The sequence below is a fragment of the Lelliottia sp. AC1 genome, from assembly GCF_023278595.1.
Classification (GTDB): domain Bacteria; phylum Pseudomonadota; class Gammaproteobacteria; order Enterobacterales; family Enterobacteriaceae; genus Enterobacter; species Enterobacter nimipressuralis.
Genome location: NZ_CP025699.1, coordinates 2,568,310 through 2,582,487 on the forward strand (window position 1 = coordinate 2,568,310; position 14,178 = coordinate 2,582,487).

13 protein-coding genes are annotated in these 14,178 nt (G+C 55.1%); 9 read left to right on the forward strand and 4 right to left on the reverse strand.

What is annotated here, in order from left to right:
• Positions 1 to 60: 60 nt before the first annotated feature.
• The 4 genes from pabB (at position 61) to C0560_RS12275 (ending at position 5,337) form a co-directional block, all read left to right on the forward strand.
• The gene (gene pabB, locus C0560_RS12260; protein ID WP_248858635.1) at positions 61 to 1,419 is read left to right on the forward strand and encodes an aminodeoxychorismate synthase component 1; all 1,359 of its coding nucleotides are present in this window, start codon (positions 61 to 63) and stop codon (positions 1,417 to 1,419) included.
• A gap of 3 nt (positions 1,420 to 1,422) precedes the next feature.
• Complete coding sequence (locus C0560_RS12265) at positions 1,423 to 2,001, forward strand: CoA pyrophosphatase (protein WP_102103958.1); 579 nt, start codon at positions 1,423 to 1,425, stop codon at positions 1,999 to 2,001.
• Between the two features lie 183 nt (positions 2,002 to 2,184).
• Complete coding sequence (sdaA, locus tag C0560_RS12270) at positions 2,185 to 3,549, forward strand: L-serine ammonia-lyase (RefSeq protein ID WP_100779824.1); 1,365 nt, start codon at positions 2,185 to 2,187, stop codon at positions 3,547 to 3,549.
• A 189-nt stretch (positions 3,550 to 3,738) separates the two neighbouring features.
• A complete protein-coding gene (locus C0560_RS12275; RefSeq protein ID WP_102103959.1) occupies positions 3,739 to 5,337 on the forward strand; it encodes an EAL domain-containing protein in 1,599 nt (532 codons plus the stop codon).
• A 6-nt stretch (positions 5,338 to 5,343) separates the two neighbouring features.
• Here the strand turns inward: C0560_RS12275 and yoaE are convergent, their stop codons facing one another.
• Positions 5,344 to 6,903, reverse strand: coding sequence for a CNNM family cation transport protein YoaE (gene yoaE, locus C0560_RS12280; RefSeq protein ID WP_123427611.1), 1,560 nt, complete (start codon positions 6,901 to 6,903; stop codon positions 5,344 to 5,346).
• A complete protein-coding gene (locus tag C0560_RS21035) occupies positions 6,891 to 7,049 on the reverse strand; it encodes a hypothetical protein (RefSeq protein ID WP_371923348.1) in 159 nt (52 codons plus the stop codon). The genes yoaE and C0560_RS21035 overlap by 13 nt, the downstream gene beginning before the upstream one ends.
• A gap of 317 nt (positions 7,050 to 7,366) precedes the next feature.
• On the opposite strand from C0560_RS21035, the gene manX reads away from it, so the two are divergent.
• The 5 genes from manX (at position 7,367) to mntP (ending at position 11,524) form a co-directional block, all read left to right on the forward strand.
• Positions 7,367 to 8,329, forward strand: coding sequence for a PTS mannose transporter subunit IIAB (manX, locus tag C0560_RS12285; protein WP_102103961.1), 963 nt, complete (start codon positions 7,367 to 7,369; stop codon positions 8,327 to 8,329).
• A gap of 48 nt (positions 8,330 to 8,377) precedes the next feature.
• Positions 8,378 to 9,178, forward strand: a complete 801-nt coding sequence (manY, locus tag C0560_RS12290) for a PTS mannose transporter subunit IIC (RefSeq protein ID WP_022648448.1) — start codon at positions 8,378 to 8,380, stop codon at positions 9,176 to 9,178.
• 12 nt (positions 9,179 to 9,190) lie between these two features.
• Entirely contained in the window at positions 9,191 to 10,042 is an 852-nt protein-coding gene (locus C0560_RS12295) for a PTS mannose transporter subunit IID (protein WP_154125742.1), read from the forward strand.
• Between the two features lie 54 nt (positions 10,043 to 10,096).
• A complete protein-coding gene (locus tag C0560_RS12300) occupies positions 10,097 to 10,555 on the forward strand; it encodes a DUF986 family protein (protein WP_248858637.1) in 459 nt (152 codons plus the stop codon).
• 402 nt (positions 10,556 to 10,957) lie between these two features.
• On the forward strand, positions 10,958 to 11,524 hold the full coding sequence (gene mntP / locus C0560_RS12305; RefSeq protein ID WP_100779818.1) for a manganese efflux pump MntP: 567 nt from the start codon (positions 10,958 to 10,960) through the stop codon (positions 11,522 to 11,524).
• Here the strand turns inward: mntP and rlmA are convergent.
• Both rlmA and ftsI read right to left on the reverse strand, forming a co-directional pair.
• On the reverse strand, positions 11,521 to 12,336 hold the full coding sequence (gene rlmA, locus C0560_RS12310; protein WP_181826490.1) for a 23S rRNA (guanine(745)-N(1))-methyltransferase: 816 nt from the start codon (positions 12,334 to 12,336) through the stop codon (positions 11,521 to 11,523). The genes mntP and rlmA overlap by 4 nt on opposite strands.
• A 66-nt stretch (positions 12,337 to 12,402) precedes the next feature.
• Positions 12,403 to 14,121 carry a peptidoglycan glycosyltransferase FtsI gene (gene ftsI, locus C0560_RS12315; protein WP_248858639.1) on the reverse strand — a complete coding sequence of 573 codons (1,719 nt, stop codon included), beginning with the start codon at positions 14,119 to 14,121 and terminating at the stop codon, positions 12,403 to 12,405.
• Positions 14,122 to 14,178: the final 57 nt, after the last annotated feature.

Here is a 14,178-nt window from a genome sequence, read left to right on the forward strand (position 1 = left end):
ATCAACTCCTGCTAAATTATCTGCGCTAATAAATTCACGCTGCCCGGTAGTATGCCACACATGAACCCGTTACCCCCTACTGTCATTTCATTACCCTGGCGTCATGACGCCGCCGAATTCTGGTTTGCGCGCTTAAGCCATCTCCCGTGGGCGATGCTGCTGCACTCCGGACATGCCGATCACCCTTACAGCCGCTTTGATATTCTGGTCGCTGATCCGCTCACCACCCTGACGACCCGTGGTGATTCTACGCAGATATCTTCAAGTGACGTTGTCACATCCACTGACGATCCGCTCGCCCTGCTTGAGCGCGAACTAAACGCCCTGCCGTTCGGCGCCGCAACGGATCCTGATTTGCCTTTCCAGGGGGGCGCACTGGGGCTGTTTGGCTATGACCTGGGCCGACGATTTGAAACGCTGCCAGAGCACGCGCAGAAGGATATTACGCTGCCGGATATGGCCGTAGGGCTGTACGACTGGGCGGTGATTGTTGATCACCATAAACAACGGGTTTCACTGCTGAGCCACAGCGACGCTGACGCGCGGCTGGCGTGGCTCGACGCGCAGCAGCCCGTTTTGGCCATCGATTTTACCCTCACCTCCGCGTGGCGTTCCAATATGAGCGCGGATGAGTATGCGCAGAAGTTCGCGCAGGTGCAGGCGTATCTGCACAGCGGTGACTGCTATCAGGTGAATCTCGCCCAGCGTTTTCAGGCGACTTACGCGGGCGATGAGTGGCAGGCGTTTACGCACCTGAACGCCAGTAACCGCGCGCCATTCAGCGCCTTCCTGCGTCTGGAACAGGGCGCAGTCCTGAGCCTCTCGCCGGAGCGTTTTATTCATCTTGCCGATGGCACTATCCAGACGCGCCCGATTAAAGGCACCCTGCCGCGCCTCACGGACCCTGACGCCGATCGGCTGCAGGCGGAGAAACTCGCCGCCTCGCCAAAAGATCGCGCCGAGAATCTGATGATTGTCGATCTGATGCGTAATGATGTTGGTCGCGTCGCGGAGTCGGGCAGCGTGCGCGTTCCCGAGCTGTTCGTGGTGGAACCATTTCCGGCGGTGCATCATCTGGTGAGCACGATTACCGCGCGTCTCCCGGCAAGCCGTTCTGCCTGCGATCTGCTCCGTGCGGCGTTTCCTGGCGGGTCGATCACCGGCGCGCCGAAAGTGCGCGCCATGCAGATCATTGACGAACTGGAACCGCATCGCCGCAACGCCTGGTGCGGCAGCATTGGCTATCTGAGCCGGTGTGGCACGATGGATACCAGCATAACCATCCGCACCCTGACCGCCAGCGACGGGCAGCTTTACTGTTCTGCGGGCGGCGGGATTGTGGCCGACAGCCAGGCAAACGCGGAATATCAGGAAACGTTTGATAAAGTGAACCGCATCCTGCATCAACTGGAGAGCTAACATTTGGATACCCACGATCTGACCCTGGATGATTTTCTGTCGCGCTTTCAGCTTTTGCGCCCGCAGGTGAATCGTGATGCGCTGAACAGCCGCCAGGCGGCGGTGTTGATCCCGGTGGTACGCCGCGAGCAGCCAGGATTGTTGCTGACCAAACGCTCGTCGCACTTACGTAAACACGCAGGTCAGGTGGCGTTTCCCGGGGGTGCAGTCGATGCCTCCGATGCCTCACTGATTGCCGCTGCCCTGCGCGAAGCCCAGGAAGAGGTGGCGATCCCGCCAGAATCCGTTGAGGTGATTGGCGTGTTACCGCCGGTGGACAGTGTGACCGGCTTTCAGGTAACGCCGGTCGTCGGGATTATTCCGCCCAATCTGCACTATCACGCCAGCGAAGATGAAGTGGCGGCGGTGTTCGAAATGCCGCTGGCAGAAGCCCTTCGACTGAGCCGATATCATCCGCTTGATATTCAACGGCGTGGACACGATCACCGGGTGTGGCTGTCGTGGTATCAGCATTATTTTGTCTGGGGCATGACAGCGGGCATTATTCGTGAACTGGCGCTGCAAATCGGCCTGAAGCCTTGACTATACTTTACATTCTGAATTTTTCTTCGGGTTTGCGAGGGGCGTCGCACCATTAGCAAAACAGGGGTTATTCATTAGTTTAATTCATGTGAATAGTTCAGCCGACCTGTAACTTCCCTCTTACACTATGCGCAGTTATAACATCGTTACTGGAACCCCGGTAACCCTGTCAGGAGTAAGAAAGTGATTAGTATATTCGACATGTTCAAAGTGGGGATTGGCCCGTCTTCTTCCCACACTGTAGGGCCGATGAAGGCCGGTAAACAGTTCGTCGATGATCTGGTCGAAAAAGGATTACTGGAAAGCACTACCCGTGTAGCCGTTGACGTTTACGGTTCACTCTCTTTAACGGGTAAGGGCCACCACACCGATATCGCCATTATTATGGGTCTGGCAGGTAACATGCCGGACACCGTGGATATTGACGCCATTCCGGCGTTTATCCGCGACACTGAAACACGCGGTCGTCTGCTGCTGGCTAACGGCAAGCATGAAGTGGATTTCCCCCACGACGACGGCATGCGTTTTCGCAGTGATAACCTGTCACTGCACGAAAACGGCATGCAGATCCACGCCTTCAACGGCGACAAAGTGATCTACAGCAAAACCTATTACTCCATCGGCGGCGGTTTTATCGTCGACGAAGAGCACTTTGGCAAAGACACGGCGGGCGACGTTAACGTCCCTTATCCGTTCAAGTCTGCGCAGGAAATGCTCGACTACTGCAAACAGACCGGCCTGTCGCTCTCCGGCATGGTGATGCAAAACGAACTGGCGCTGCACAGCAAAAAAGAGATCGAAGACTATTTTGCTAATGTGTGGCAGACCATGCAGGCCTGTATCGACCGTGGGATCAACACCGAGGGCGTTCTGCCTGGGCCACTGCGCGTACCGCGTCGTGCCTCTGCCCTGCGCCGTATGCTGGTGACGACCGATAAATTCTCCAACGACCCGATGAACGTGGTCGACTGGGTGAATATGTTTGCGCTGGCGGTGAACGAAGAGAACGCCGCCGGTGGCCGCGTGGTGACGGCACCCACTAACGGCGCATGCGGTATCGTTCCGGCGGTGCTGGCCTATTACGATCACTTTATCGAGCCGGTGACGCCTGACATTTACATCCGCTATTTCCTCGCAGCGGGTGCCGTGGGCGCCTTGTACAAAATGAATGCGTCCATCTCCGGTGCTGAAGTGGGCTGTCAGGGTGAAGTGGGCGTAGCCTGTTCCATGGCGGCGGCCGGTCTGTCTGAACTGCTGGGTGCCAGCCCGGAACAGGTTTGCGTGGCAGCGGAAATCGGGATGGAACATAACCTTGGTCTGACGTGCGACCCGGTCGCCGGCCAGGTGCAGGTACCGTGCATCGAGCGTAACGCCATCGCCTCCGTGAAAGCGATCAACGCCTCGCGTATGGCCATGCGCCGCACCAGCGAGCCGCGTGTGTCGCTGGATAAGGTCATTGAGACCATGTACGAAACCGGAAAAGACATGAACGCCAAATACCGTGAAACCTCTCGCGGCGGCCTGGCGATCAAGGTGCAGTGCGACTAACCATTTCGACTGTACCCTGAATACGTCACGCCGCAGGATGTGTAATACGGCGTGACGTATGACGGGGATATGCCCATCTGCAACGGATGGGCGAATTTTCTCCGCTGTCTCGTCACCTTAACATTTCCCCACTACACTTTCTGTGTTGCCCCGGCGCCTGGTGCTGGCGGCTTATCGAGCGTCCTTTTCATGCAAACTGCGCAAAGGATCATTAAAAGCTATCGCCGAAACCGCATTATTGTCTGTGTGCTGGTGGCGCTTTTTACGCTCTTTTTGACCCTGAGCTTTCGGTTTATTTCACAGCGTAATGTCAATCAGGACCGTATTCACGCTTTTGCAAACCACTCTGTGAATGCGCTGGACAGTATCCTTATTCCCCTTGAGAGTGGACGCGAAAAACTGCAATCCCTGGTGGGTGCCCCCTGCGTTGATATCCACCTGTCGCTACGAAAACAGGCTGCAACTCTGCAAACCGTGCGCTCTATTGGACTGATCAAAGACGGGATCCTCTACTGCTCCAGTATTTTTGGCATCCGCGACGTGCCGATCCGGCAGATACAACCGGCATTACCCTCAAGCCAGCCGCAGCTGGTGCTGTCGACGGATAAATCGCTGCTGAAAGGCAGCCCGATTTTAATCCAGTGGTATCCCGTCTCTGACAGCGGCGAAGACGGCGTGATGCAGGTTGTGAATATCGAGCTTATCACCCGCATGATGCTTGAGCCGCAGCCTCCGCTGATCACTGACGTGAGCTTAAGCGCGGGCAATAAATTTCTTCGCTACGGTCAGAATGTGACTGACACGCTCACCTATACCGATGACGCGATGATCCTGCGTCAGTCTTCGGCCCATTTCCCCTTCACCATTACCGTCAGCGGGCCTGGCGCGAGCCAGCTGGCGCTGAAAAATCTGCCCTCCCAGCTCCCACTGGCGGTGCTGTTGAGCCTGCTGCTGGGCTATATCGCCTGGCTTGCCACCGCCAGTCGCATGAGCTTTACGTGGGAGCTTAATCTCGGCCTGGCTGCACGCGAGTTCGAGCTGTTTTGCCAGCCGTTACTCAATGCCCGCACGCAGAAATGCGTCGGCGTGGAGATCTTGCTGCGCTGGAATAACCCCCGTCAGGGGTGGATCTCCCCGGATGTTTTTATTCCGCTGGCTGAGGAACACAATCTGATTGTTCCTCTGACGCGCTACGTGATCGCAGAAACCGTCCGTCAGATTGGCTATTTTCCCGCTAATAAAGGCTTTCATATCGGGATTAATGTGGCGGCCAGCCATTTTCGCAACGGGATGTTGTTACAGGATTTGAACCGCTACTGGTTCAGCGCGCATCCCAAACAGCAGCTGATTGTTGAACTCACCGAACGGGATGCCCTGCTGGACATGGATTATCGCATTGTGCGGGAGCTGCATCGCAAAGAGGTCAAACTGGCGATTGATGATTTTGGCACCGGGAGCAGTTCGCTCTCCTGGCTGGAGAAACTGCGCCCTGACGTGCTGAAAATCGATAAATCTTTCACCACGGCGCTCGGGACGGATGCGGTGAATTCGACGGTGACGGATATGATTATCGCCCTGGGCCAGCGGCTGAATCTTGAACTGGTGGCGGAAGGGGTGGAGACGCAGGAGCAGGCGCGCTATTTGCGCGATCACGGCGTGACGATTTTGCAGGGATTTTTGTATGCGCGGCCGATGCCGCTGAAAGATTTTCCGCGGTGGCTGGCGGAGAGCTCGCCTCCACCAGCACCGCGGAATGGGCATATCGTTCCGATTATGCCCTTACGCTAAGCCTGATTACTCTTCTTCGTCGTGGGCGGACTGCTCTTTAACAATACGCACCAGGTCTACGCGGTAATCATTTGCCTGCATGATGGTGATTTGCAGCGGCGGCAGCTCAATGATATCGCCAACGCGCGGGATCTGGCCGTTCACGGCAATCACTAATCCGGCAACGGTCGCGATATCTTCTTCATCGTTGATGACGTTATCGAGACCCAGCGTGTGCTGCAGAGCGTGCAGATCGGTTGTCCCTTTGACCAGCCAGCCGTCGCCATCCGCCACGATTTCGGGCGTTTCATCGGCGTCCGGGAATTCACCGGCAATGGCTTCCAGCACGTCCAGCGGCGTGACCAGGCCTTGTACTACGCCAAATTCGTTAGTGACGATCACAAAGCTACCGCGCGCACGACGCAGCACGCCTAGCAGGTTGATCGGGTCCAGCGTTTCCGGAACCACTATCGCCGGTGCAGCCGCCGCAATCGCTTCGACGTTAACGCCCTCTTCCAGCGCCACCAGCAACTCTTTGGCACGCACGACACCGATGATTTCATCCAGCTCACCGCGACACACCGGGAACAGGCTGTGCGGTGAGGAGAGCAACTGCTGGCGGATTTCATCGACGCTCAGGTTGGCATCGACCCAGCTGATTTCACCGCGTGGCGTCATAATGCCGCGCAATGAGCGGGAGGCCAGCGACAGCACGCCGTTAATCATGTAACGCTCTTCTTCAACGAACGCCCCTTCCGGAACCGGCACTGGGTTATGGTTCGCGTTTTCCGGTTGGACGGTGGTCTGGCGGCGACCGCCCATCAGACGCAGGATGGCGTCAGCGGTACGGGCACGCAGCGGCTGATTCGACTGCTGCTTAATAAAGTTGCGACGCGCAATCTGGTTAAACAGTTCGATAATGATCGAGAAGCCAATCGCGGCGTACAGGTAGCCTTTCGGAATATGGAAGCCGAAACCTTCTGCGACCAGGCTCAGACCAATCATCAGCAGGAAGCTAAGACACAGCACCACCACCGTTGGATGTTCGTTCACAAAGCGAGTCAGTGGCTTCGAGGCCAGCAGCATCACGGCCATCGCAATCACAACCGCAGCCATCATCACCGGCAGGTGGTTCACCATACCGACGGCGGTAATTACCGCGTCCAGAGAGAACACGGCATCGAGCACCACGATCTGTGCGACAACAACCCAGAAACTCGCATAGCCTTTACCGTGCCCGTCGTCGTGCTGGCGGTTCTCCAGCCTTTCATGCAACTCGGTGGTGGCCTTGAACAGCAGAAATAGCCCCCCCACCAGCATGATCAAATCACGACCGGAGAAGGTGAAATCCCAGACGGTAAACAGCGGTTTGGTCAGGGTAACCATCCACGAAATAACGGACAGCAGCGCAAGACGCATGATCAGCGCCAGCGAAAGACCGATTAAACGCGCTTTGTCGCGCTGTTTAGGCGGCAGCTTATCCGCAAGGATGGCGATAAACACCAGGTTGTCGATACCAAGAACAATCTCGAGAACAACCAGCGTGAGTAATCCCACCCAGATTGACGGGTCCATTAAGAATTCCATGACAAGCTCCTGCTAAAGGAATGACAAAACGGCGCCCCGGAAAGCGTGGGCGAAATGGCGGTAGACATGTTCAACGAGTGGCGAGGATCGCCGGCGTGCGAGGCGCAAAATGGCCTGGAAGATGACTGACGTCGGTGACGGTCCATACAGTGGGCTGTAGCCCTATACTCCTGGTAATTAAACGGAGGCTAAACATATCAGAGACAATGGCTTTTTAGCAAAGATTTACTTTCCTTTGCAAAGATCTGTAACAGAGTCGATTTTCATTTGGGATAAATCTCCTCTGTGAAGCTAAATTACGGATCTTCATCACATAAATTATTTTTTCACTATCTAAAATAATTCACGGAAGTCTTCGTTAATTTAACTCTAACCCTTTATCTGAATCGATTCGGTACGCCGGGGAAGATTCTCAGTACATCTGCCTGGCAGATGTATTCATGATAATAAAAGGAGGTAGCAAGTGACCATTGCTATTGTGATAGGCACACATGGTTGGGCTGCAGAGCAGTTACTCAAAACCGCAGAAATGCTGTTGGGTGAGCAGGAAAACGTTGGCTGGATCGATTTCGTCCCTGGCGAAAACGCTGAAACGCTGATTGAAAAATACACTGCTCAGCTGGAGAAACTGGATACCAGCAAAGGCGTGCTGTTTCTCGTTGATACATGGGGTGGCAGTCCGTTTAACGCCGCCAGCCGCATTGTCGTCGATAAAGAGCATCATGAAGTTGTCGCTGGCGTAAACATCCCGATGCTGGTGGAAACGCTGATGGCCCGCGATGATAACCCGAGCTTTGACGAACTGGTCGCTCTGGCAGTCGAAACCGGTCGCGAAGGCGTGAAAGCGTTGAAAGCACAACCGGTTGAGAAACCGGCTCCGGTCGCAGCGGCAGTGAAAGCAGCGGTCCCGACAAAACCGATGGGCGCGAACGATTACATGGTGATCGGGCTTGCGCGTATCGATGACCGTTTAATCCACGGCCAGGTGGCAACACGCTGGACCAAAGAGACCAACGTGAAACGCATTATCGTCGTCAGCGACGAAGTGGCTGCCGATCACGTGCGTAAAACCCTTCTCACCCAGGTTGCTCCTCCGGGCGTTACCGCACACGTCGTGGACGTCGCCAAGATGATCCGCGTGTATAACAACCCGAAATATGCGGGCGAGCGTGTGATGCTCCTGTTCACCAACCCGACAGACGTCGAGCGCATTGTTGAAGGCGGCGTGAAGATCACCTCCGTCAACATTGGCGGTATGGCGTTCCGTCAGGGCAAAACGCAGGTGAATAACGCGATTTCAGTCGATGAAAAAGATATCGAAGCCTTCAATAAGCTGAATGCACGCGGTATTGAGCTGGAAGCCCGTAAGGTTTCCACGGATCAGAAACTGAAAATGATGGATTTGATCGGCAAAGTTGGGAAATAACCCAGGCGCTGATTTTTCACATAAAGCTTATGTTATAGGAGAAGTACAATGGAGATTACCACTCTTCAGATTGTGCTGGTGTTCATCGTCGCGTGTATTGCGGGTATGGAATCCGTACTTGATGAATTTCAGTTCCACCGCCCTCTGGTGGCCTGTACGTTGATTGGCGCCGTTCTTGGCGATATGAAAACCGGTATTATCATCGGTGGTACGCTGGAAATGATCGCCCTGGGCTGGATGAACATCGGTGCGGCAGTTGCACCTGATGCAGCGCTGGCATCTATCATCTCAACGGTTCTGGTTATTGCCGGTCACCAAAGCATCGGTGCAGGTATCGCACTGGCCATCCCACTGGCAGCAGCAGGCCAGGTTCTGACCATCATCGTTCGTACTATCACCGTGGCCTTCCAGCATGCGGCGGATAAGGCGGCCGATAATGGCAACCTGACGGCCCTCTCGTGGATCCACGTTTCCTCTCTGTTCCTGCAGGCCATGCGTATTGCTATCCCGGCGGTTATCGTGGCGATCTCTGTAGGTACCAGCGAAGTCCAGAGCATGCTGAACGCGATTCCAGAAGTCGTGACCGGCGGTCTGAACATCGCGGGTGGCATGATCGTGGTAGTCGGTTACGCGATGGTCATCAACATGATGCGCGCAGGCTACCTGATGCCGTTCTTCTACCTCGGCTTTGTTACTGCGGCGTTCACTAACTTCAACCTGGTTGCTCTGGGTGTGATTGGTGCGGTGATGGCGATTCTGTACATCCAGCTGAGCCCGAAATATAACCGCGTCGCGGGTGCACCAGCGCAGGCTGCTGGTAACAACGATCTCGATAACGAACTGGACTAGCAGGTGAGCGAAATGGTTGATATGACAAAAACTACCACTGAGAAAAAACTCACTCCGGGTGATATTCGTGGCGTATTCCTGCGTTCTAACCTGTTCCAGGGGTCATGGAACTTCGAACGTATGCAGGCGCTGGGCTTCTGCTTCTCCATGGTACCGGCCATCAAACGCCTGTATCCGGAAAATAACGAAGCGCGTCGCCAGGCGATTAAACGTCACCTGGAATTCTTTAACACCCATCCTTACGTTGCGGCTCCGGTTCTGGGCGTAACGCTGGCGATGGAAGAGCAGCGTGCAAACGGCGCAGAGATTGACGATGGTGCCATTAACGGTATCAAAGTCGGTTTGATGGGGCCGCTGGCAGGCGTGGGCGACCCAATCTTCTGGGGTACCGTGCGTCCGGTCTTCGCGGCTCTCGGCGCGGGCATCGCGATGAGCGGCAGCCTGCTCGGTCCACTGCTGTTCTTCATTCTGTTTAACGCCGTTCGTCTGGCTACCCGTTACTACGGCGTCGCTTACGGCTATCGCAAAGGTGTCGATATCGTTTCTGATATGGGCGGCGGCTTCCTGCAAAAACTGACCGAGGGGGCGTCAATTCTCGGCCTGTTTGTCATGGGGGCACTGGTTAACAAGTGGACGCACGTTAACATCCCGCTTGTCGTCTCGACCATTACCGGTCAGGACGGACAAACGCGCGTGACCACCGTGCAGACCATCCTTGACCAGTTAATGCCGGGCCTGGTGCCGCTGCTGCTGACCTTCGCCTGTATGTGGCTGCTGCGTAAGAAAGTGAACGCCCTGTGGATTATCGTTGGCTTCTTCGTCATCGGTATCGTGGGCTACGCTATCGGCCTGTTGGGTCTGTAAGTTTTTGCTTTATCCGCCGGGGGCTTGCCCCCGGTTTTTTATTCTGGAGGACGAATGACGGTTACGGACATCGTACTGGTTCTGTTTATTGTTGCCCTTCTGGCGTACGCCATTTACGACGAATTCATCATGCCGCGCCGCCACGGCGAGACAATGCTTGCCATCCCTCTTCTGCGACGCGGTCGGGTTGATGCGTTTATCTTCGCGGGTCTTCTCGCCATTCTGATTTACAACAATGCGATGAGCCACGGTGCTTTATTAACCACATGGTTATTATGTGCGCTGGCATTAATGGCGATTTATCTCTTCTGGATCAGAGTGCCAAAGATCCTCTTCAAAAGTCATGGCTTTTTCTTCGCCAATGTATGGATAGAATATAACCGTATTAAAGAGATGAATTTATCCGAGGACGGCGTATTGGTAATGCAATTAGAGCAGCGCCGGTTGCTCATTCGGGTGAAAAATATTGATGACCTTGAGAAAATATACAAACTAATGGTTAAAACTCAATAGGTTATCATTATAGCAATGGCTATATATTGTCTCCAGCTCACACGCACAATATATAGCCACAGCTATATTCCCTTCAGAATTAACTTATATTCCTTAACGTTATTCTCACCAATAAATCTAAATGAAAATCGTTATCAATTGATTAATAGAATAATACCTTCCTGTTGTTGTTTTATATTCTCAAAATATGTTAAGGTTGCGCCGTCGTTGGGGAGTAGCCGATTTCCCGTCCCCGGGAAATGTACGTGTCAACATACTCGTTGAAAAACGTGGTGCGTACGGATCGCTTTCTGCACAGTCAGTTCATGTGCACTGAGATCAGGCGAGACCATTGAGACATCAACTGCTGTTTACTGGGGGCAGTGATGTGTCATATGGATATCCCCGGTCTGGACGCTTTAAATGAATATCTCTGCAACGATCCTTCTCGCTTTCGGCATGTCCATGGACGCTTTCGCTGCTTCCATCGGTAAAGGTGCCACACTCCACAAACCTAAATTCTCAGAAGCCCTTCGTACAGGTCTTATCTTTGGCGCTATCGAAACCCTCACCCCGCTGATCGGCTGGGCGCTTGGCATGCTCGCCAGTCAGTTTGTGCTGGAGTGGAACCACTGGATTGCCTTTATTCTGCTGGCGTTCCTCGGCGGGCGAATGGTTATCGAAGGCTGCCGCGGTAATTCCGACGAAGATGAAGCGCCGATCCATCGCCACGGCTTCTGGCTGCTGGTCACCACCGCGATCGCCACCAGTCTGGATGCGATGGCGGTCGGTGTCGGTCTGGCATTCTTGCAGGTCAATATCATCGCCACAGCGCTGGCTATCGGCTGTGCGACGTTGATTATGTCGACGCTGGGAATGATGGTCGGACGATTTATCGGCCCGCTGTTAGGTAAGCGAGCCGAAATTCTGGGCGGTATTGTTTTAATCGGGATTGGCGGACAAATTCTCTGGTCGCACTTCTACGGTTAACTCTCGCGCTGCCAGCAGTGAAGACTAAAATCTGTCTGGCAGCGGAACACATCTTGTTTTCCTAAGGTTTCCCACACTTCCGGTTTGGCCCGCCACGCAAATGGCGTCATCTGTAACAGCGCCACCGCCTCTTTACCCGTCAGGCACATTTCATAGCCCAATGACTGCTCGTGGCGCAGCGTAAAACCGCTAAGCTGTTCAGAATGCGGCGCATGCAGGCGAACCTCATCGTAAATCAGCCCTTTCATTTCCATCAGGTGTTTCGGCCCTGGCGTTACCGTGATGACCCATCCGCCCGGTTTAACCACTCGCGCCAGCTCTTCTGCCTTGCACGGGGCGTAAATACGGATAATGGCGTCCTGGCTGGCATCGTCAAACGGCAGACGATGGCTGGAGGCGACGCAGAAAGTGACCTGCGGATAGCGCTTCGCCGCCGCACGGATCGCTGATTTCGACACATCGAGGCCGACTGTTTGCGCGCCTTTTTCGCTGGCTACCTGGGCAAATGCCGCCGTGTAATAGCCTTCTCCGCAGCCAATATCGAGCACAGAAGTGGCATTCTGCTCAAGTATTGTGGCGAACCACTCAGCGACAGCGTCGCGCAGCGGCTGATAATGCCCGGCGTCGAGAAACGCGCGGCGCGCCTGCATCATCTCAGCGGAATCACCCGGATCGCGCGAGCGTTTGTGCTGAACGGGCAGCAAATTCACATACCCTTCTTTCGCCTTGTCAAACCGGTGCCCCTGCGGACAGGTATAGCTATTTTCGTCGTGCGTCAGCAGCGCGTGGCATAAGGGACAACTGAATGACATGGTAACTCCAGGCAATATCAAAGGGCGAAAGTGTACCGCTATTCGCCCTGGTATAAAACGCCTGGCTTAACGCATCACGATAAGATGGTTCGAATCAGGCGGTAAACCGTCCGGCTCAACGTTCTCAATGCGCAAAACATCTCCCATAATCTGGCTGAAGACCGGTGCAGAGACCGCCCCGCCGTAATAGCTGCCGTTTTGCGGATCGTTGATCACCACAGCCAGGGCAAACATCGGATGACTGGCTGGCGCCACGCCTGCCGTGTAAGCGACATATTTGTCGACATACTTCCCGTCATCGCCAATCTTTTTCGCGGTACCTGTTTTTATGGCTACCCGATAATCGCGTACCGCCGCTTTAATCCCGCCACCGCCCGGCAGCGCGACGCTCTCCATCATATGTTCCACCTGATGCACTATCTCTTCCGGCATCACCTGGTGCCCCATAACCGGTGGATCGATACGCGTGATCGACAGCGGCCGCTCCAGGCCATAGCTGCCGATCGTGGCATACACATGCGCCAGCTGCAGCGGCGTGACCATCAGGCCATAGCCAAACGCAAAGGTGGCGCGATCGAGCTGACTCCAGAATTTACGTTGCGGTAACAGGCCGCTGCTCTCCCCGGTCAGCCCCAGCCCGGTGGACGTCCCAAAACCGAAGCCCTGATAGGTATCCAGCAGATGCTGAATCGGCATCGCCAGTGACAAACGTGAGACGCCCGTATCGCTCGATTTTTGCAGGATGCCGGTGAGGGACAGCTCCGGATAGTAGCCGACGTCGCGAATGCGGTGGCCGTCGAGCGTATAGGGATGGGTATCAATTACGCTGTCGGGCTGGACGAGGCCCTGCTGGAGCGCGGTCATCAAAACAAGCGGTTTGACGGTTGAGCCCGGTTCGAAGGTGTCGCTGATCGCCCGATTACGGAAATCATTCAGCGTGGCCCCTTCCCTGTTATTCGGGTTGAAATCCGGGAAACTCGCCATTGAGAGAATTTCCCCGGTTTGTACGTTGATCAGCACCGCCGCGCCCGACTCGGCTTTGTTCCACGCGACGGCGTTGTCCAGCGCGTCTTCGGTGATGGTCTGGAGTCGCTCGTCGATGCTCAGCTGGATATTGTGCGCAGGAACCGGCGAGACCTCCGTCAAATTCTCGATCACGTGACCGTAGCGATCTTCCCTCACCCGCCGCACACCAGGTTTACCGGTCAGCTGCGCGTTGAAACTCTTTTCTACGCCTTCAATCCCCTGCCCGTCGATGTTAGTGAATCCGAGCAAATTGGCCGCCACATGCCCGGCGGGATAAAAACGGCGCGATTCGTCGCGTAGATTGATCCCCGGCAGGTTGAGCTTATCGATCCACTGCGCCTGAGAAGGGTCAACCTGACGGGCAAGGTAAATAAAGCGCCCCTGAGGGGTACTGTTGATCCGCGCAGCCAGGCTGCTCAGCGAAATATGCAGCGCACTGGCAAGCGCCTGCCAGCGGTCATCAAAACCGACGCCGCCTTTCGCCAGCACCGTTTTCGGATCGGCCCACACGGCCTGTACCGGCACACTCACCGCCAGCGGACGGCCTTCGCGATCGGTGATCATCCCACGCGGAGCGTTAATCGCCACTTCGCGCAGAGATCGCATATCTTCCTGTTTTACCAGATTGTCAGGCTTGATGATTTGCAGCCATGCGACGCGTCCCAGCAGAAAGGCCAGACTGCCTAAAATGGAGATACACAGCAGGACAAAACGCGCCGGGGTGAAGTTTCCGGCAGGATCAGAGGTTTTCTTTTTCACCCGGACTCCAGGTCAGATTAACAACGCCCTGATTTAACGGGAAAAACGTGACATTAG